A 17,808-nucleotide genomic window follows, 5' to 3' on the forward strand; every position below is an offset into this window, starting at 1 on the left:
GGGCGCGCGCAACGTTCCTCCTGCCTTCATCGTCGAAGGGCAGGGCTGGAGAGGATGGAGTGCGACGCGCTCAGCGGTGGAAATCGACGTGGGTTAGCGGGCGTCGCAACAGATGGCACTGCGGACACGCTGAAGGTCGACGTGTCGTCGACCGACGAGCATGGGGTCCGCTGGCATGCTTCGAGAGTACTCTGGCTGTCCGAGATGTCCAAGACCGGGTCCAGAGTGTGGGATAGTGGCCCCCTCTGCCTGGGCCTCAGCCCTGACGCGGCCAGTCGAGCTCCGATTCCTCCGGCAGCGCCTGCTCCTTGTGCTGGCAGTCGCACCACGAGCCGCCGCGGCAGTCTTCGTGGCGTTTGTCCTTGCAGCTCTCGCAGATCACGTTACGACATTATTCTCCCAGAACGTCGCTCACGTTAGGCTGGCGCGCGTGGACCTCATGGCCGAGTTGCTCGCCGATCTGCGCGCCGAGACCGAGTCCTTCGAGGCGCTGCTGCGCGACGTGCGGGACGGCGACTGGGAGCGGCCCACGCCGGCCGAGGGCTGGGCGGTCCGCGACCAGGTGAGCCACCTGGCGTGGTTCGACGACGCCGCCGTGCTGGCCGCCGGCGACCCCGATGGCCACCGCGCCTCGCTGGCGCGTTTCACGTCCGTGGACGACGTCGCGGCCGAGGCCCGCGCGATGGCGCCGCGGGAGCTGCTCGCCTGGTTCCGCGCGTCCCGCGCCCGCAGCCTGGAGGTGTTCGCCGGGCTCGACGCCCGCGACCGGCTGCCGTGGTTCGGGCCGGACATGTCGGCCGCCTCGTTCGTCACGGCGCGGCTGATGGAGACGTGGGCGCACGGCCAGGACGTGGCCGACGCGCTCGGCGTCACCAGGGAGCCGACGCCGCGGCTGCGGCACGTGGCCATGATGGGCTTCAGGGCCCGCCCGTACAGCTTCGCCGTCCGCGGCCTGCCCGCCCCCGCCGAGCCCGTACGCGTGGAGCTCGTCCTGCCCGGCGGCGGCGCCTGGACGGCCGGCCCGCCGGACGCCCCCTCGCTCGTCCGCGGCACCGCCCTGGACTTCTGCCTCGTCGTCACCCAGCGCATCCATCTGTCGGACACCGCCCTGGAGCCGGTGGGCGAGCCCGCGCGGGCCTGGATGGAGATCGCGCAGTGCTTCGCGGGGCCACCCGGAAAGGGACGGAGCCCCAAATCGGGGGTGAATCAGGGTCATTCCGGATGACGCTCACGTCATGATCCGTGACATGCTGTGAGCATGCGCACAATCCTGAACGTCATCTGGCTGGTGTTCGCGGGGATCTGGCTGGCGATGGGCTACGCGCTGGCGGGGGTCATCTGCTGCATCCTCATCGTCACGATCCCGTTCGGCATCGCCTCGTTCAGAATCGCCAAGTACGCGCTGTGGCCCTTCGGCCGCACCGTGGTCCGCGACCCCGGCGCCGGCGTCCTCTCCCTTGTCGGCAACATCATCTGGTTCGTGGTCGCCGGCATCTGGCTGGCCATCGGCCACGTGGTCACCTCGATCCCGCTGTTCATCTCGATCATCGGCATCCCGATGGGCGTGGCGAACATCAAACTCATCCCCGTCTCCCTCCTTCCGCTGGGCGCGCGCATCGTGGACAACGACTAGCAGTGGCGCCGGGACGTAAGCTGTCCCGAAGAGTCACTGCGACATACCGTTGGGTGCCATGACGTCCACCGATGCGCCTCCCCGGCCCAAGCGCGGGCTCGTCTCCCATGCCCGGGCCAGGCTGAACTGGGTGCTCGACACCAACACGTGGGCGATCGTGCGCGCCGCCACCAACGCCGGCGTCACCTACCGCGTCACCGGCCTGGCGGGGGAGGCGGCGTTCTTCGCGCTGCTCTCGCTGCCGCCGTTCGTGCTGGGCCTGATCGGCGTGCTGGGCAAGCTCGGCACCTGGCTGGGCCCCACCGTCGTCACCCAGGTGAAGACCTGGGTGATCGAGCAGGCGGGGCTGCTGTTCACCGACGACGCGGTCAACAAGGTGATCAACCCGCTGCTCACCGACGTGCTCAGCGACGACGCCGGCAAGGTGTCGATCATCTCGCTGGGCTTCCTGCTGTCGCTCTGGTCCGGCTCCAGGGCGCTGTACGTGTACGTCGACCTCATCTCCGTCGCCTACGGGCTGGGGGAGGAGCGCGGCATCATCCGCACCCGGCTGATGTCGTTCGGCCTCTACGTCATCGGCCTGATCATCGGCATCATCGTCATGCCGATCCTCGTCGTCGGCCCGACCCTGATCAAGGACGCGCTGCCCGCCGACTACGGCATCCTCATCGACCTGCTCTACTGGCCCGTCGTGATCATCGGCTCGGTGCTGTTCCTCACCGTGCTCTACCACGTCAGCGTCCCGGTGCGCACGAAGTGGTACCGCGAGCTGCCGGGGGCCATCCTGGCGCTGTTCCTGTGGATCGTCTGCGCGGCCGTGCTGCGCGCCGTGCTGGCCGCCTGGTTCTCGCCCGTCTCGGTGTACGGCTCGCTGGCCGCGCCCATCGCGCTGCTGCTGTGGCTCTACATCACGGCGCTGGCCGTGCTCATCGGGGCCATCCTGAACGCCGAGGTCGACCGGCTCTGGCCGGGCGTGAGCCGTACCAGATAACCATTCCGCCGCCGGATCATGTCCGGAATAATCCCACCGGTGAACGTGCAGCAGCGGGTCGGGCCGTACACCCTCCTCAGGAAGCTCGGGGAGGGCGGGATGGGCGTCGTCCACCTCGCGCAGGACCCGTCGGGGCGGCGCGTGGCGCTGAAGACCATGCGGCCCGACCTGGCCGGGCGGGAGGAGTTCAGGCGGCGCTTCGGCAAGGAGAGCGAGGCGGCCAGGAGGGTCGCCAGGTTCTGCACCGCGCCCGTGCTCGACGCCGGGTTCGACAACGGCACCGCCTACCTCGTCACCGAGTTCGTCGAGGGCCCCGACCTGTCCTCGGTGGTCGCCCAGGCCCCGCTGACCGGCTCCAACCTGGAGGCGCTGGCCGTCGGCGTGGCCACCGCGCTGGCCGCCATCCACCAGGCGGGGGTCGTGCACCGCGACCTCAAGCCGTCCAACGTGCTGCTCAGCCCCGTCGGGCCGCGGGTCATCGACTTCGGCGTCGCCCAGCTCGCCGACACCCCGGGCGCGGTGGCGACGATCGCGACGATGATGGGGACGCCCGCGTACATGTCGCCGGAGCAGGCGAGGGGCGAGCACGTGACTCCGGCGGGTGACGTCTTCTCCTGGGGCGCCCTGGTGACGTACGCCGGCACCGGCAGGCCGCCCTTCGGCCTCGGCGGCGTGGCGGAGGTCGTCTACCGCGTCATCAACCACGCCCCCAAGCTCGACGGGCTCGACGAGCGCATCAGGCCGCTGGTCGAACGGGCGCTGGACAAGGACCCGGCGCGCCGCCCGACCGCCCAGCAGCTCGTGGACGGCCTCCTCGGCCGCACGGGCGTGCCGGTCTCCGCCGCCACCGAGGCGGTCTCGGAGAGCTGGCGGCCCCCCGTCGTGCGGCCGTCCGCTCCGCGTCGCGCGTTTCCCTGGCTGGCGATCGTCGGCGCCGTGGTCGCCGCCGCCGTCGGGGCGGGCGTCACCTTCGCCCTGGTACGCCCCGGGGAGCGGCCGGGCGTCCAGCCGGGCACCCCGGCGGCCGCCGCCACGATCGACGCCCTGGGCAGCCGGCTAGAGGTGCGGGTCGACTCGCTGGTGCGCGAGGGCGCCAGGGCCCGCCTGCAGTGGACGGTCAAGAACGTCGGCACCGAGAACGCGCCCCTGGTCGGCAAGCTCGGCTCCGGCGTGTTCGACGAGACCGTCTCGCGCGTGAGCATCGTCCCGCCAGGGGTCGGCAATCCGCTCTACCCGGCCTTCAAGGACGGCGCCTGCCAGTGCTTCACCGTCCCCAAGGCCTCGTTCCCCGGGGGCGCGCAGCTCCAGCTCTGGGCCGTCTTCGAGGGGCTGCCCGAGACCGCGGAGCGGGTGGACGTCAACCTGGGGCCGCTCGGCTCGATCAAGAACGTGGCCGTCACCGGGGCATGAGCCCGGTGTCCCCGACGGACGGAATGTCTCCTGTGAATGATCAGACGAAGCGGATCGGACCGTACACCCTCGTACGCAAGCTCGGCGAGGGCGGCATGGGCATCGTCTACCTCGCCCAGGACCCCGGCTTCGCCCCGGTCGCGCTCAAGGTGCTGCGGCCCGAGCTGGCCGGCCGCGAGGACTTCCGGCGCCGCTTCACCAGAGAGGCGGAGGCGGCCAGGCAGGTGGCCAGGTTCTGCACCGCGCCCGTGCTCGACGCCGGCATCGAGGGCGGCACGGCCTACCTCGTCACCGAGTACGTCGACGGCCCCGACCTGACGGGCATGATCGAGACGCGCGGCCCCATGCGCGGCGCCAACCTGGAGGCGCTGGCCGTCGGCGTGGCCACCGCGCTGGCCGCCATCCACGAGGCCGGCGTCGTGCACCGCGACCTCAAGCCGTCGAACATCCTGCTCAGCGCCGTCGGGCCGCGCGTCATCGACTTCGGCATCGCCCGCCTGGCCGAGCCGGACGCCACGCAGTCCGCCGTCGTCGTGGGCACGCCCGCGTACATGGCGCCCGAGCAGGCGGGCGGCGGGCCCATCACGGCCGCCAGCGACGTGTTCGCCTGGGGCGGCGTCGTCACGTACGCGGGAACCGGCCGGCCGCCGTTCGGCACCGGGCAGGTGCCGGAGGTGCTGTACCGGGTGGCGCACCACGAGCCCCGGCTCGACGGGCTCGACGAGCGGCTGCGCGAGCTGGTGGAGCAGGCGCTGCGCAAGGACCCGGCCAGGCGGCCGAGCGCCCAGCAGCTCCTGGACCGGCTGCTCGGCCGCGAGCGCGCCACGGTCGCCTCGGCCACCCGCGCGGTCAGCGACGCCTGGACGCCGCTCCTGAACGGGCGGACGCCGCCCCCGCCCCCCGCGACGTCCCCGCCCCCCGCGACGTCCCGCGAGCGGCGGCAGGGCGGCCGCTGGGTCGCGCCCGCGGCCGCGGCGGTGCTCGCGTCCGCGCTGACGATGGGCGGCGCGCTGGCGATGTGGCGGCCGTGGCAGGCGGGCGCGGGCACGCCCACGGTCCTTCGCACCGTCCAGGAGACCGTCACCACCACGGCGGGATCGGGCGCCGCCACCCCGGACCGGGAACAGACGGGACCCGCCTCCGAGACCGCCGAGCCGCCGGCCACCGTCACCCCCGGCAGCAAGCAGGCGGTGGTGTCAAGGAAGATCAACAACGGCTGGGACGAGTACCCGGCCGTCATCCGGATCGCCTCGCTCCGCAGGCAGGGGGAGAACGTCAGGCTCGAGTTCACCATCCGCAACGACCACTCGCAGAACTCGCTCGGCGTCTACGGCCTCACCGAGTCCAACTCCTCGAACCTGGGGGACATCGAGCTGCTCCTGCCCGATGATCCGCTGCCCATCAGGCCCCTGTGGCAGGACGACCGGTGCGCCTGCTCCGGCATGGCTCCCGGCGACTTCATCCCCGCCGGCCAGGAGCGGCGTTTCTTCGCCGTCTTCCGCGCCGTGCCCGCCGCCGTGACGACGGTCGACCTGGACATGAAGAACCTCGGACACTACGCGAACCTGCTGATCACGAAGAAATAAGCCCCTGGCGCATCCGATAAGGTCTAGGAACGAGACGCGACTGGCGCATTGGGTGGGATCGACCACCAGGGAGCGAAAGGAGCGGAGGCCGTGCGCCTGGGTCTTCGCACATCGTCAACGATGACAGGAGAGTCATGAGTTCTCTCGCTAGCGTCGACCCGCAGATCGCCGAGCTCATCAAGGCCGAGGAGCGCCGCCAGTCCGACACGGTCAAGCTGATCGCCTCGGAGAACTACGTGTCCAAGGCCGTGCTGGAGGCCACCGGCACCGTCCTGACCAACAAGTACTCCGAGGGCTACGCCGGCAAGCGTTACTACGAGGGCCAGCAGGTCATCGACCAGGTCGAGACCCTGGCCATCGAGCGGGCCAAGGCCGTGTTCGGCGTCAACCACGCCAACGTCCAGCCCTACTCCGGCTCGCCCGCCAACCTCGCCGTCTACATGGCCTTCGTGCAGCCCGGCGACACCGTGATGGGCATGGGCCTGCCGTTCGGCGGCCACCTCACGCACGGCTGGTCCGTCTCGGCCACCGGCAAGTGGTTCAACCCGGTCCGCTACGGCGTGCGCAAGGACACCGGCCGCATCGACCTCGACGAGGTCCGCCGGCTCGCCCTGGAGCACCGGCCCAAGCTGATCTTCTGCGGCGGCACCGCGATCCCGCGCACGATCGACTTCGAGGGCTTCGCCTCGATCGCCCGCGAGGTCGGCGCCGTGCTGGCCGCCGACATCGCGCACATCGCGGGCCTGGTCGCGGGCGGCGCGCACCCGTCCCCGGTGGGCCACGCCGACGTGATCTCCACGACCACCCACAAGACGCTGCGCGGGCCGCGCGGCGCCATGCTCATGGCCACGTCCGACGAGCACGCCACGGCGCTCAACAAGGCCGTCTTCCCGGGCCTTCAGGGCGGCCCCCACAACCACACCACCGCCGCCATCGCCGTCGCCCTGCACGAGGCCGCCCAGCCGGCCTTCCGCGACTACGCCCACCAGGTGGTGCGCAACGCCAAGGCCCTGGCCGAGGAGCTGTCCTCGCGCGGCTTCGACCTGGTCTCCGGCGGCACCGACAACCACCTGATCCTGCTCGACCTCACGCCCAAGGGCATCGGCGGCAAGCCGGCCGCCCAGGCGCTCGACCGCGCGGGCCTGGAGACCAACTACAACACGGTGCCGTTCGACACCCGCAAGCCGTTCGACCCGTCGGGCATCCGCATCGGCACGCCGTCGGTGACCTCGCGCGGCATGGGCGAGGCCGAGATGCGCCAGATCGGCGCGTGGATGGACGAGGTCGTCACCGCCCTGGCCAAGGGCGACGCCGAGGACGTGATCACCCGCGTCCACCACGAGGTCAGCGAGCTCACCGCCCAGTTCCCGGCCCCCGGCCTGTAAGGAATCTCCGGCACGAGAGAAGCACCCCACCGCGCGGGCTCCCGGTGCGCGGTGGGGTGCTTCGTGCGATCGGGGTGGGCCGGAGTACCCCGTCGCGGTGGCCGATCCCGGCCCGGAGGACTGGTCCGGATCGGCCTGGGACGGCCTTCCAGGGACGGGACCGAATCGTCCCCTGAAGGCCTCAAGGTTCAAGCCTCGGGCTCAAGCTCCAGGCTCACCCGAGGAAGACGTAGTCGGCCCCGTACGGCACCCTGGCCTCCGTGCCCGGCACGCAGGCCCCCGCGGGCGCGGTGCCGCCGGTCGTGTTGAGGCGCAGGATCTGGGTGGCGTGGGCGAGCAGGCCGGTGCCCGCGCCCGCCTGGGCGGCGTCGAGGACCAGCTCGGGGATGTGGCCGCCGTTCGGCGTCCTGGTGACGACCGAGCCGCGCACCGCGCTCCCGTCCGGGGCGATCCACTGCGGCGGCCCCGAGCCCGGCGTGACGAACGAGTGGTCGATGCCGCGCCGCAGCCTGGCCGTCACGCCGAGCTGGGTGAACCCGTGGCCGCCCGCCGGCAGGGGCGTGCAGGCGTAGATCTGCGAGCCGCGCAGCACCTCCGCGGTGAGCGCGCGCGGGTGGGTGAACGGCTCGCCGGAGAGCGGGCCGCGCACCGCGCCGCCGCGGAAGTCCAGCGTGTGCAGGTTCGTGTAGTACGCGTCCGGCTTCGCGGCGATGCGCTCGGCGACCCCGGCGCTGACCGGCGTCACCCCCGCGACGCCGGTCACGTTCTCGGGCAGCCCCCGCGCGGCCGCGAACAGGTCGGCCACCACCGCGCCGCTCCTGCCCGGCGCGCCCTTGTGCAGGCGCCCCGCGCTCACCCGGCCCAGCCCGCTCCAGGAGACGGTGTAGGCGATGGAGGAGCCGCCGGGCCTCAGCCACCACACGGCCCTGCCGTCCGCGTCGCCGCCCGGCACGTGCCGGCCGCCGCCGGCCTGGGAGGAGAGCGTGGCCTGGTCGCCGCCGTGCAGGACGCCGCCGAGGTCGACGGGCTTGCTCAGCCGGTGGAACTGGCCGCGTACCGCGCCCTTGGGGTGGGCGGCGTCGTGCAGGTTGACGTAGAAGCCTGCGGGGTCGGCGACGAGTGCCTGGACGAGGTCGTTCCCGGCCCTGACGGTGCCGGTGACGCCGCGGGCGGAGGACGGCGGGGGCGTGGTGAGCAGGCCGAGCCGGACGTCGCCGTCGGCGCCCCTGGCCCCGAGGTGGACGTGGACGGCGGTAGGGGTGCCGATCCTGTCCCAGCGGGCCGCGAACGTCACCTCGTTCCCGCTGATCCTGAGCACGACCGTCGAGTGGCCGTCCGTGTCGCCGGGGGCGCCCACCTCGTTCGCGCCGCGCAGGGCCGCCGCGAGATGGACCTCGTCACCGGACGCGTGCGCGGGCACAGCGGGGGCGGCAAGCACACCCGCCCCTAAAACCGCACAAATAGCGATCTTACGGATAGACATCAGGAAACCTCATAAAAGGCTCGATATTTCAATCGGTACGGCAGGCAGTACGCGCCGCGAGCCGGAGAGGTTCAATCCCTGGGCCGGCAATTTCCCGCCTTCGCAACGGCACACGAAGATGCCCTCCCACCAGCGGTGAGAGGGCATCACTCGATCAGAGTCAGGCCTTGATGGTGAGCAGTCTCCTGCCCGCCGACGTGACCACCTCGAAATGATCGATGTCCCGCAACTGCGTCGCGCTGCCGCCGTGCATGTAGAGCGGATCGGGCGATCCCGGCACTCCGTACCCGGCTGGAGGCACGGACCACCCCGTCATCACCCGTCTGTCACCCGACTTGCCGACCGAGATCAGCTCGCACTCCAGCGGCCCCTTCACCCCCGACAGCTTGAGCGCCGCGTGCGTGCCCCACCCCTTCGACTCCACGACCAGCCCGCCCGTCACGCCGGCCACGCCCGTGCCCGCGATGGGCTTGCCGTCGGCGTAGAACTGCTCGGCCGGGCCCATGTTCGTCCCCATGTGACCGCCGTGCCCCTGCGCCACCTGCGGTGCCTCGCCCGCGCTGAGCTGCGTGCCGATCGTCAGCCCGCCGGCCACCAGCGTGACCGCCGCCGCCATCCCGATCACGAACGTGCCCCTGCGCGTCCGCCGGTCGGCCGCCTTCTTGCGCCGCAGCAGGTCCACCACGTCGCCCTGGGGCTCAAGGGAAGGAGGGCCGAGGTCCTCCACGGGGCCGATCCCGTGCAGCACGCTGGCCACCCCCGCCAGGTCGGACAGCTCGTACCGGCAGGCGGAGCAGCCGAGGAGATGGGCCTCGAAGGCCAGCCGGTCGTCCTCGTCCAGCAGCCCGAGCGCGTACGCTCCCACGTCCGTGTGCTCGACTCTCGACGTCATGCCTTCACCCCCCTCTCCTCCAGCGCGATGCGCAGCGCGCGCACGGCGTAGTAGACCCGGGACTTCACGGTGCCCACCGGAATGCCGAGCGCTTCCGCGGCGTCGTTGACCGACCGGTCCCGCAGGATCGTCTCGTTGAGGATCTCGCGGTGTGCCGGCGACAACGCCTTCAGCGCCTCGGACACGACCACCTGGTGCAGCAGTCCCTCCATCTCGTCGGGCACGGGCATGCTCTCCAGCGGTCCGTCACCCGACTCCTGGGGCCGGGCGTCCCTGCGCCGCCGGTCATCGATCACGATACGTCTGGCGACCGTGGCGAGCCAGGGCATCAGCGAGACCGAGTCGGGGTCGAGCTGCTCCGCACTGCGCCAGGCCCGGATCATGGTCTCCTGCACCACGTCTTCCGCCCACTGCCGATCGCCCGCGGTCAGCCGGATCACGAAGGCCAGCAGCGGCCTGTGGTATTCCCGGTAGAGCGCGGACACGACCACCTCGTCGTCCGGGCGTACGCGCCGGATCAGGTGTCGTAAGCGCGGCTTGCCCATCGGGGCGGCTCCCTCGGCCGAGGGCGGGGGATACGTGCTGATTCGCATCATTCCCCTTTCTCAGTCCGTCGAGAGGTGGTACGGGGAGCCGCCCTGGCACGGTTCAACAGATCGCGGAAGATAATGCGATTGCATCGCCGGGGCCACTCTGCGTAGAGTCGCTGCAGCAACTGATCGAGGAGGTGAGGACTATGCGGGTCGTCCTGTTCAACGTGTCCTCAGCTCACTTCCGGGCTCTCGTCTGACCAGCCCGTTCTTCTTCGCATTTCCTTCTCGATCAAAGGTTTCACTACGTTGTCTTACGATCTTTCCCTGCTCGGCTGGACCGCCTTCCGCGCCGCCGAGCTGCCTGAGGGCACCGTCCCGGCCCGCGTCTCCCGCGTCGACCGCGGCGCGGCCGAGGTCATCGCCGCCGACGGCCAGCACCAGGCCAGGTACACCGCCCGCGTACGCCGCGCCGCCGCCGCCGACCCGGTTGCGCTGCCCTGCGTCGGCGACTGGGTCGCGCTCACGTGGCTGCCCGAGGGCCGCTACGAGCTCGACGCGGTCCTGCCCCGCACCACCGCCTTCGTCCGGGGCGGCGTCAGCCGCACCTCGGTCGGCGGCCTGTCGGGCGACGGCCAGGGCCAGGTGCTCGCGGCCAACGTGGACGTCGTCTTCGTGGCCGAGCCGTCGATGCACGCCACCGACTTCGCCGACCTCGGCCGCATCGAGCGCCTCGTCGCGCTCGCCTGGGAGTCCGGCGGCACGCCCGTTGTGCTCATCACCAAGTCCGACCTGTTCGAGAGCGGCCTGGACCAGCTCCTCGACGATGTCCGCGGCACCGCGCCCGGCGTGACCGTGCACGCCGTCTCCTCCCTGCTGGGGGACGGTGTCCGGCTCGTCCGCGACCACCTGGAGGGCTCCCGCACGGCCGTCATCCTCGGCCCGTCGGGCGCCGGCAAGTCCACGCTGGTCAACGCCCTGGCCGACGACACCGTCATGGAGACCCAGCAGGTCCGCGCCGCCGACGGCCGCGGCCGGCACACCACCGTGCACCGGGAGCTGATCCCGCTGCCCGGGGGCGGGCTCGTCATCGACACCCCGGGCATCCGCCGGATCGGGCTCTACGACATGGGGGAGGGCGTCGACCTCGTCTTCTCCGACATCGAGGAGCTCGCGGAGCGGTGCCGCTTCGGCGACTGCGGCCACAACGGCGAGCCGGGATGCGCGGTGCTCGCCGCCCTGGAACGGGGGGAGCTGCCGGAGCGGCGCCTGGAGAGCTGGCGCAAGCTGCAGCGGGAGGCGGCGTGGATGGCCTCCAGGACCGACGCGCGGCTGCGCAAGGAACAGCAGAACAAGTGGAAGGTCACCACCAAGGAGATGCGGCGCTCCGGCCGCAGCCGCCCCTGACCGGCCCACTTACACGCTCGGCCCGCACGCTCGGCCCGCACGCTCGGCCCGCACGCTCGGCCCGCACGCTCGGCCCGCACGCTCGGGCCGGGTGACCGGCCGCGCGCTCGGTCCGCGCTTGTGACCGGCTCGCGTGACCGGCTCGCGTGATCGTCCGGCCGGTCAGGTGGGCGGCAGTCGTGCGTCGGCCGCGGGGGCGGTGGCCGAGCCTCCGCGGCGGCGGGCGAGCGGGACGGGGTGAGGAGGCGAGGAGCGGGTGTCAGCGGGTAGGCACAGGTCATGGAGCTCTTCCAAGACCGGGCCGACGCAGGGGCGCAGCTCGCCGAGCGGCTGCGGGACGCGCACGACCCCGTGATCCTGGCTCTGCCCCGCGGCGGCGTGGCGGTGGCCGTGCCCATCGCGCGCCGCCTCGGCGCCGTGCTCGACGTGCTCGTGACGAGGAAGATCGGCTACCCGCCGACCCCTGAGCTGGGCGTCGGGGCGGTGGCGGAGGGCGGCGAGCCGGTGTTCGACCCGCTGCTGCTGCGGCGCCTGGGCATGACGCCCGAGGACGTCGCCGACGTGGTGGAGGAGGAGCGGTGGGAGCTCGCCCGTCGGGTGCGCGCCTACCGCGGCGACCGCCCGCTGCCCCCGGTCGAGGGCAGGGAGGTGATCGTGGTCGACGACGGCCTGGCCACGGGCGGCACCGCGAGGGCCGCGCTCAGGGCGGTGGCCACGATGAAGCCCGGCAAGGTGACGCTGGCCGTGCCGGTCGGCGCCCGCGAGACGGTGCAGTCCATGCTGGAGGAGGCGGACGAGGTGGTCGTGCTCAGGACACCGCTCGACTTCCGCGCGGTGGGCCAGTGGTACGAACGGTTCGACCAGCTCAGCGACGCCGACGTCCTGCACCTGCTGGGCCGTGACTGAGACCTCGGCCCGTGACCGATGGCCGGCGCTGGAGACCTCGGCCCGCGACTGGAGACCTCGGTCCGCGGCCGGAGAGCGGTCCGCGACCAGAGACCTCAGCCCGCGATGATCGCCCAGACGATCTTGCGGGTGCCCTCCGGCGAGAGCCAGCCCCACGCCGTGCACAGGGCGTCCACCAGCCGCAGCCCTCGCCCGTACTCCGAGAAGACGTCCGGCGCGGCCGTCACCGGCACGGTATGGCTGTAGTCGGTCACCACGCACGCCAGCTCCGCCTCGTGCGCCAGCAGCCGCAGCTGCGCGGCCCCGCCGCCGTGGCGCATCGCGTTGGTCACCAGCTCCGAGACCACCAGCTGGGCGTCGAAGGCGTGGTCCAGGGTGCCCCACGAGGTGAGCGTCTGATCGACGAACCGGCGGGCCGTGGCGACGCAGGACGGCTCCAGCGCCGTTCCACGATGGAACGGGAACACGGCGTCGCACGCAACGGCGCGTCCCTCCACCAGGATGGGCAGAAGCCATCCAGGTGGCCGGGCACCGATGGCGGCTTGCGGCCGAGCGTCGAAAGTCGTCATTCTGGCCCCCGAAGCGCGGTCTGGTGATCCAATACCCATCTTTACGGGGAGTGCTTACCGATGCAAGACTTTTCGTAGTTTACGGATGCGAAACGCATCTGCACGTGCAGATGACCTAGGAGCGGCGGAGTGAGCGCACAGAGCACGGAAGGGAAGCTTCTCAGCTACTCGCCGGGAAGCCCGACGGTGCTGCGGATCCTGCTGGGGACGCAACTGCGCAGGCTCCGTACGGAGAAGGGTATCTCGCGCGAGGACGCCGGGTATTCGATTCGGGCATCTCACGCGAAGATCAGCCGCCTGGAGCTCGGCCAGGTCAGCTTCAAGCAGCGCGACGTCGCCGACCTGCTCACCCTGTACGGCGTCACCGACCCCAAGGAGCGCGAGCCGCTGCTGGCCCTGGCCAAGCAGGCCAACGCCCCCGGCTGGTGGCACAAGTACGGCGACCTGCTGCCCGCCTGGTTCGAGGTCTACATCGGCCTGGAGGGCGCCGCCGCCGGTATCCGCACCTACGAGAACCAGTTCGTCCCCGGCCTGCTCCAGACGCCTGCCTACGCCAGGGCGGTGATCGAGCTGGCGCACGAGAAGGCGGCCGAGTCGGAGCTGGAGCGCCGGGTGGCGCTGCGCATGACCCGGCAGAAGCGGCTGGAGAGCGGCCTGACGCTCTGGGCCGTGATCGACGAGGCGGTGGTGCGCCGCACGCTGGGCAGCCCCGAGATCATGCGCGAGCAGATCGCGCACCTGCTGGAGATCACGTCCGGGCGCAACGTCACCGTGCAGATCATGCCCTTCGACCGCGGCGGCCACGCGGCGGCCGGCGGCCCCTTCAGCATCCTGCGCTTCCCCGAGCGCGAGCTGCCCGACGTCGTGTACATGGAGCAGCTCACCAGCGCCCTCTACCTGGACAAACCCGCCGACTCCGACCACTACATGGAGGTCATGGACCGGCTGAGCATCCAGGCGGAGGAGCCCAAGACGACCAGGCGCTTCCTGGAACGCCTGCTGTCCGGATGAGCTGCCGTTTTTCCCTGTGATCCACTCCATACCGGGATTTTTGGTCGTCCGGTATATGGAGCACTTCCTGTTGCCGTATTGTCACCTCGCAAACGCGGATGCACGTGCATCCGTAAGATCGCGAGGAGCTGCCCCCATGCACGAGTTCCGGAACGGAACGCCCTCCGGCCGCCTTCCCGTCGTCTGGCGCAAGAGCAAGCGGAGCAACCCCAACGGCAACTGCGTCGAGGTGGCGGACCTGCCCACGGGGGAGATCGCCATGCGCAACTCACGCTTCCCCGAAGGGCCGGCGCTGGTCTACACCCGCGCCGAGATCACCGCGTTCGTTCTCGGGGCCAAGGACGGGGAGTTCGACGACCTCATCGTGTGAGGGCGTCACCCGGCCGCCGGGTTACGGACCCGGCGACGCGGGTTTTCGGTCACGACTGTAGGGACGGGGGCGCGTTGTGCCAGCGCCAGCGCGTCAGGCGGGGACGGCCGGGAAGCTCGGCGCGGCCCGTGGCCCACAGCAGGGTCGTCCAGGGGTCGGTGTCCCGAGGGGCGTCGGGGAAGAGCCGGGCGAGCACGCGGGCGCACACGTCCGCCGGCGGGTCCCAGGTGAGGCCGAGGCCACCGGCCAGGTCGTGCACGTGGACGAGGGCCTCGGTGAGGCCCATCGCGGCGGAGGCCGAGGCGTCGGCGGGGCCGAAGCCGTGGTGGGCGCGGGCGTGCGGCGGCGCGGTGCGCACCATCGCGGCCAGCAGCGCCCCGCTCGACTGCAGCACCTGCATCAGGCCCGTGACACCCGCGGCGCGGTCGGCGTGCACGGCGTTGCCCGGCCCGCCCGGCCTGCGGCTCTCCAGGACGAACGGCACGGTGACGTCCAGCGGCGGCGTCGTGAGGCCGAGTTGCACGGCATAGGCGAACAGGTCGTCGGCCAGGTGCTCGGCCGTCTCCCAGCAGGTCCAGTCGAGCGAGCCCGCCTTGGCGTCCCAGGCGGCCGGCTCCCGCGCCTGCCGTAGCGTCTCGACGGCCAGGCGGATGATCTCTTCGAGGTCGGCCGCGGCGGCCGCCGGCGTGAGCTGTGGTGCTGCTGACATGGCAGGCACCCTATCGACGGCCTCGCCGGGCGGTGGCCGGCGGTCCGGGGCCGCCGGCCACCGCCCCGCGTGTCAGCGGTCACACGCGGGGGTCCGCCTGCGGGCCGCGTCAGCGGTACACGCGAAGGCCGGCCTTCAGACCGCGCGTCAGCGGTATACGCGGGGGTCGGCCTTCAGGCCGCGCGTCAGCCGTACGGTGATGAACTCGTTGTCGTCCGGCTTGCCGGCCGTGCGGCCGTTGGAGAAGGGGAAGTTGTTGTCGTCGAGCACGCCGAGCGTGCGGTCGTCGAGGATGATCACGTCCTCGATCGTCTGGAACGGGAACCGGAACGTGCCCGGCGCGCCGCCCAGCCCGCGCGGGTCGGCGAGGTTCAGCAGGTCGGCGACCAGGGTCTTGTCCAGGGCGCCGTCGCGGTCCTGGTCGCGCCTGTCCGCCAGGTAGATGCGCTTGACCTTGGCGGCGTCGCCCTGCCCGTTGTCCCGCTCGATGATCAGGAACCGGTTCTCGTCGACCGCGATGGCGTCGCCGATCGCGTGGGAGGGGTCCTCCAGCCGGTACGTCCAGCGCCGGTCGGTGTAGGCCCGCTTGCGCAGGTCGAACTCGTACATGCGCAGCGTGCCCGCGGGGTCGCCGCTGACCGTGCCCTCCAGCAGCGGGTAGAGGCGGCGGCCGTCCACGCCCCTGGCCATGCCCTCGAAGCCCTTGCTGCTGGCCAGGTTGGGCTGCCCGCCGTTCAGGTCGGGGTTCTCGGGGGCCCGGACGCCGGGGAGCGGGGCCGGGGCGTCCAGGAGGCGGCCCTTGTGGTCGAAGTGCAGCAGGTACGGGCCGAACTCGTCGCCGATCCAGTACGTGCCGTCCGCCGCGCGCACGATCGACTCGACGTCGAAGTCGGAGCCCGTGAGCGTGCGGTCCTGGCGGGTCAGGGCGAAGGGGACGAGCCCGCGCGGGTCGGTGAGGTTGAAGCCGCCGAGCACCTGGACGGTCCTGGACCTGAAGTCCGGCTTGACGCGGTGGACGCGCAGCAGGAAGTCCGAGCTGTTGGCCTTGTTGCCGTAGCCGTTGTCGGACAGCACGTCGAAGGTGCCGTCGTGGCGGCGCGCGATGCCGCTGAAGCCCTGCACCGGCTGGCCGGTGAACGGCGGGGTGACGCCGTTGACCGGCGTCGTGCCCAGGAGCGAGCCGGACGGCTCGCTGCCGGGGACGAAGGTCAGCGCCGGGAGGGAGGCGAACCCGGTCAGCGTGGCCTGCCCGAAGGAGGGGGCCTTGCCGGGGTCCGCGGTGGCGGGGACGGATGCCAGACCGAGGGTCAGCGCGCCCGCGCACATCAGGATCGCGATGCGTTTCATGCCGGGCACACTAGGGCGGGCACATGACGCGATCCCGAACGCACGGCAACGGGCGATGACCGCCAGATGTCGGGCAGGTCGTGATATGTCCTGAAATGTAACGACTTCGCCACCGCGGTGGAGCCCGCGGTGCGAAGTCACGTGCTGGGGTGAACCATCCCGGAGCCTGATCAGGCAGTTGCCCCGACCGGGTTCACCAGAGCCTGGTAAGGATGTCCAGGCTCCGGCTCATCGGGACAACTGCGTGATCACGCGATGATGGTGATGCTGCCGGGTGTGTCAGGCGGCGGTGATGCCGGCGCTGGCCGCGCGGCGCATGCGACGGCGACGCTCGCTGGCGCGCTCGTCCTCGTTGAGACCGCCCCACGTGCCGTACTTCTCCGGCCGGGACAGCGCGTAGTCAAGGCACTCGTTGCGGACAGGGCACCCGGCGCAGATCGCCTTGGCCTTCCGCTCTCGTACGTCACGCTCGGGCTGCCGCTCCCCGTCGGGGCCGAAGAAGAGCACGAGGTCCTCACCCCGGCACGCGGCATCATCCTGCCAACCCCAGCTGGGGCGCGGGCGGGCGAGCTGCCGACGTACCTGAGACATGAGAAAACCACCTTCGTGAGAGGTATTTCGGTAATTGAGCCGCATTGGACGCTTATGGCGTCACTGTTCCAACGCAACCTCGGGCCGTGATGTTCCCTGTTCAGGCGAGAGCGGGCGTGGCGTACCGCACAGGCGCGAGCCTGTCCAGCGAAACCAGCCGGTAGGTGGTGATCGTCTCGGCGCAAGCCGTACCACACGGCGCGGTGAACGCCGATGGCTCGATCACAACCTGGAGCCGGACGTCGCCGCAGCGCACAATGGCTTCGGTGACGTCGCCGTCCGTCCTGGAGGATTCCACGGCCACCGCGCCGACGGAGCACTCTCCCGTATGGGCTCGGGCGAAGTGCTCGACGGCCTGCAATGGCTCAGGGATGCCTGCGCGTCCCCGGTAGCGGTCGAGAATGATCTCGCCCGACCGGTACGCGTTAGCCGCTGCCGATGCAGCAGCCTGAGACATGCTGCCGTAGAAAATTCCGTGTGGCAAGCACACGAGGTTGGCGGCGTAGCGATCGCCGCCAACGTGTGACGTTTCCCACACTCTGTCCGGCAAGATTTCGGCCAGGGACCGAGCGAGGGGTAGTCCAATGCGGGCGCAGCACACATTGCGCTTGGCGTGCGTGCAGACCAGAAATACCGGCTCGTCTTCAAGTATGCAGGACTCCGGGACCACTCCGGCCACGAGCGCGTCCAGGTCAAGATCGTCAGGACCTGCGATGACGCCCTGCGCTATCCAGGGGCTCTCGCCTGCCGCGTAGCCCACTAGCACACGGATCCCCTGGTCCCGTGGGCGGGTCCGCTTGCCGGGGCGGCGGATGAGCTGGGGCCTGATACCGCGTTGGAGCGCCCGCCGGACGAGTTTCGAGATTTCCGTAGGAAGTTCGAAGTTTTCCAGGCGCGAGGGCCAGGCTCCGGTGTATTCGATGAGCAGCCACAGCCTGGCTCCCACGGTGGCGCTGGCCAGTGTGGGCATCTCGCCGGTGTGGCACCC

At 71.3% G+C, this 17,808-nt stretch carries 20 protein-coding genes and 1 riboswitch; of the genes, 10 read left to right on the top strand and 10 right to left on the bottom strand.

Annotated elements, in window-relative coordinates; genetic code table 11:
• Nucleotides 1–93 precede the first annotated feature (93 nt).
• The gene (locus HD597_RS66680; RefSeq protein WP_311132608.1) at nucleotides 94–177 is read right to left on the bottom strand and encodes a putative leader peptide; all 84 of its coding nucleotides are present in this window, start codon (nucleotides 175–177) and stop codon (nucleotides 94–96) included.
• A gap of 79 nt (nucleotides 178–256) precedes the next feature.
• Complete coding sequence (locus HD597_RS64245; protein WP_276082843.1) at nucleotides 257–382, bottom strand: hypothetical protein; 126 nt, start codon at nucleotides 380–382, stop codon at nucleotides 257–259.
• 57 nt (nucleotides 383–439) lie between these two features.
• On the opposite strand from HD597_RS64245, the gene HD597_RS06665 reads away from it, so the two are divergent.
• The 6 genes from HD597_RS06665 to glyA all read left to right on the top strand — a co-directional run bounded on the left by HD597_RS06665 (nucleotide 440) and on the right by glyA (nucleotide 7,005).
• A complete protein-coding gene (locus HD597_RS06665; protein ID WP_276083431.1) occupies nucleotides 440–1,225 on the top strand; it encodes a TIGR03084 family metal-binding protein in 786 nt (261 codons plus the stop codon).
• A 33-nt stretch (nucleotides 1,226–1,258) separates the two neighbouring features.
• Nucleotides 1,259–1,633 (top strand): YccF domain-containing protein, encoded by a 375-nt coding sequence (locus tag HD597_RS06670; RefSeq protein ID WP_253740845.1) that lies wholly within the window; start codon nucleotides 1,259–1,261, stop codon nucleotides 1,631–1,633.
• 58 nt (nucleotides 1,634–1,691) lie between these two features.
• The gene (locus HD597_RS06675) at nucleotides 1,692–2,624 is read left to right on the top strand and encodes a YihY/virulence factor BrkB family protein (protein WP_253740846.1); all 933 of its coding nucleotides are present in this window, start codon (nucleotides 1,692–1,694) and stop codon (nucleotides 2,622–2,624) included.
• 39 nt (nucleotides 2,625–2,663) lie between these two features.
• Complete coding sequence (locus HD597_RS06680) at nucleotides 2,664–4,034, top strand: serine/threonine-protein kinase (protein WP_253740847.1); 1,371 nt, start codon at nucleotides 2,664–2,666, stop codon at nucleotides 4,032–4,034.
• 32 nt (nucleotides 4,035–4,066) lie between these two features.
• Nucleotides 4,067–5,620, top strand: coding sequence for a serine/threonine-protein kinase (locus tag HD597_RS06685; RefSeq protein WP_253740848.1), 1,554 nt, complete (start codon nucleotides 4,067–4,069; stop codon nucleotides 5,618–5,620).
• Between the two features lie 26 nt (nucleotides 5,621–5,646).
• A riboswitch (ZMP/ZTP riboswitch) is annotated at nucleotides 5,647–5,729 on the top strand.
• A gap of 1 nt (nucleotide 5,730) precedes the next feature.
• Nucleotides 5,731–7,005, top strand: coding sequence for a serine hydroxymethyltransferase (glyA, locus tag HD597_RS06690; RefSeq protein ID WP_425572338.1), 1,275 nt, complete (start codon nucleotides 5,731–5,733; stop codon nucleotides 7,003–7,005).
• Between the two features lie 214 nt (nucleotides 7,006–7,219).
• Here the strand turns inward: glyA and HD597_RS06695 are convergent, their stop codons facing one another.
• The 3 genes from HD597_RS06695 to HD597_RS06705 all read right to left on the bottom strand — a co-directional run bounded on the left by HD597_RS06695 (nucleotide 7,220) and on the right by HD597_RS06705 (nucleotide 9,925).
• On the bottom strand, nucleotides 7,220–8,443 hold the full coding sequence (locus HD597_RS06695) for a CHRD domain-containing protein (RefSeq protein ID WP_253740850.1): 1,224 nt from the start codon (nucleotides 8,441–8,443) through the stop codon (nucleotides 7,220–7,222).
• Between the two features lie 205 nt (nucleotides 8,444–8,648).
• Nucleotides 8,649–9,380: an anti-sigma factor family protein gene (locus HD597_RS06700; protein WP_253740851.1), complete on the bottom strand. Its 732-nt coding sequence runs from the start codon at nucleotides 9,378–9,380 to the stop codon at nucleotides 8,649–8,651.
• Nucleotides 9,377–9,925 carry a sigma-70 family RNA polymerase sigma factor gene (locus HD597_RS06705; RefSeq protein ID WP_253740852.1) on the bottom strand — a complete coding sequence of 183 codons (549 nt, stop codon included), beginning with the start codon at nucleotides 9,923–9,925 and terminating at the stop codon, nucleotides 9,377–9,379. The genes HD597_RS06700 and HD597_RS06705 overlap by 4 nt, the downstream gene beginning before the upstream one ends.
• Nucleotides 9,926–10,219: 294 nt before the next feature.
• Here HD597_RS06705 and rsgA point away from each other — a divergent pair, with 294 nt between their 5' ends.
• The gene (gene rsgA / locus HD597_RS06710) at nucleotides 10,220–11,317 is read left to right on the top strand and encodes a ribosome small subunit-dependent GTPase A (protein WP_253740853.1); all 1,098 of its coding nucleotides are present in this window, start codon (nucleotides 10,220–10,222) and stop codon (nucleotides 11,315–11,317) included.
• A 279-nt stretch (nucleotides 11,318–11,596) separates the two neighbouring features.
• Nucleotides 11,597–12,223, top strand: a complete 627-nt coding sequence (locus HD597_RS06715) for a phosphoribosyltransferase (RefSeq protein ID WP_253740854.1) — start codon at nucleotides 11,597–11,599, stop codon at nucleotides 12,221–12,223.
• 95 nt (nucleotides 12,224–12,318) lie between these two features.
• On the opposite strand, the gene HD597_RS06720 is transcribed toward HD597_RS06715, so the two are convergent.
• Nucleotides 12,319–12,690 carry an ATP-binding protein gene (locus HD597_RS06720; RefSeq protein ID WP_253740855.1) on the bottom strand — a complete coding sequence of 124 codons (372 nt, stop codon included), beginning with the start codon at nucleotides 12,688–12,690 and terminating at the stop codon, nucleotides 12,319–12,321.
• 231 nt (nucleotides 12,691–12,921) lie between these two features.
• Here HD597_RS06720 and HD597_RS06725 point away from each other — a divergent pair, with 231 nt between their 5' ends.
• Entirely contained in the window at nucleotides 12,922–13,803 is an 882-nt protein-coding gene (locus HD597_RS06725) for a Sco1979 family transcriptional regulator (protein WP_253740856.1), read from the top strand.
• Nucleotides 13,804–13,939: 136 nt separating this feature from the next.
• Nucleotides 13,940–14,173 (top strand): DUF397 domain-containing protein, encoded by a 234-nt coding sequence (locus HD597_RS06730; protein WP_253740857.1) that lies wholly within the window; start codon nucleotides 13,940–13,942, stop codon nucleotides 14,171–14,173.
• A 49-nt stretch (nucleotides 14,174–14,222) separates the two neighbouring features.
• On the opposite strand, the gene HD597_RS06735 is transcribed toward HD597_RS06730, so the two are convergent.
• From HD597_RS06735 to HD597_RS06750, 4 genes are all read right to left on the bottom strand, one after another.
• Nucleotides 14,223–14,882, bottom strand: coding sequence for a hypothetical protein (locus HD597_RS06735; protein ID WP_253740858.1), 660 nt, complete (start codon nucleotides 14,880–14,882; stop codon nucleotides 14,223–14,225).
• Between the two features lie 147 nt (nucleotides 14,883–15,029).
• Nucleotides 15,030–16,229 (bottom strand): esterase-like activity of phytase family protein, encoded by a 1,200-nt coding sequence (locus tag HD597_RS06740; RefSeq protein WP_253740859.1) that lies wholly within the window; start codon nucleotides 16,227–16,229, stop codon nucleotides 15,030–15,032.
• 279 nt (nucleotides 16,230–16,508) lie between these two features.
• Complete coding sequence (locus HD597_RS06745) at nucleotides 16,509–16,820, bottom strand: WhiB family transcriptional regulator (RefSeq protein WP_103955259.1); 312 nt, start codon at nucleotides 16,818–16,820, stop codon at nucleotides 16,509–16,511.
• A gap of 100 nt (nucleotides 16,821–16,920) precedes the next feature.
• Nucleotides 16,921–17,790 carry a sucrase ferredoxin gene (locus tag HD597_RS06750; RefSeq protein ID WP_253740860.1) on the bottom strand — a complete coding sequence of 290 codons (870 nt, stop codon included), beginning with the start codon at nucleotides 17,788–17,790 and terminating at the stop codon, nucleotides 16,921–16,923.
• Nucleotides 17,791–17,808 lie beyond the last annotated feature (18 nt).

The organism is Nonomuraea thailandensis (assembly GCF_024172165.1).
Lineage (GTDB): Bacteria > Actinomycetota > Actinomycetes > Streptosporangiales > Streptosporangiaceae > Nonomuraea > Nonomuraea thailandensis.

Excerpts from the sequence above, each read along its gene's own strand:
- HD597_RS06705 (WP_253740852.1), bottom strand. The coding sequence starts at position 9,925 with ATGGGCAAGCCGCGCTTACGACACCTGATCCGGCGCGTACGCCCGGAC.
- HD597_RS06670 (WP_253740845.1), top strand. The coding sequence starts at position 1,259 with ATGCGCACAATCCTGAACGTCATCTGGCTGGTGTTCGCGGGGATCTGG.
- HD597_RS06665 (WP_276083431.1), top strand. The coding sequence starts at position 440 with ATGGCCGAGTTGCTCGCCGATCTGCGCGCCGAGACCGAGTCCTTCGAG.
- HD597_RS06700 (WP_253740851.1), bottom strand. The coding sequence starts at position 9,380 with ATGACGTCGAGAGTCGAGCACACGGACGTGGGAGCGTACGCGCTCGGG.
- HD597_RS06750 (WP_253740860.1), bottom strand. The coding sequence starts at position 17,790 with ATGCCCACACTGGCCAGCGCCACCGTGGGAGCCAGGCTGTGGCTGCTC.
- HD597_RS06730 (WP_253740857.1), top strand. The coding sequence starts at position 13,940 with ATGCACGAGTTCCGGAACGGAACGCCCTCCGGCCGCCTTCCCGTCGTC.
- HD597_RS06745 (WP_103955259.1), bottom strand. The coding sequence starts at position 16,820 with ATGTCTCAGGTACGTCGGCAGCTCGCCCGCCCGCGCCCCAGCTGGGGT.
- HD597_RS06675 (WP_253740846.1), top strand. The coding sequence starts at position 1,692 with ATGACGTCCACCGATGCGCCTCCCCGGCCCAAGCGCGGGCTCGTCTCC.
- HD597_RS06740 (WP_253740859.1), bottom strand. The coding sequence starts at position 16,229 with ATGAAACGCATCGCGATCCTGATGTGCGCGGGCGCGCTGACCCTCGGT.
- HD597_RS06715 (WP_253740854.1), top strand. The coding sequence starts at position 11,597 with ATGGAGCTCTTCCAAGACCGGGCCGACGCAGGGGCGCAGCTCGCCGAG.
- HD597_RS66680 (WP_311132608.1), bottom strand. The coding sequence starts at position 177 with ATGCCAGCGGACCCCATGCTCGTCGGTCGACGACACGTCGACCTTCAG.
- HD597_RS06735 (WP_253740858.1), bottom strand. The coding sequence starts at position 14,882 with ATGTCAGCAGCACCACAGCTCACGCCGGCGGCCGCCGCGGCCGACCTC.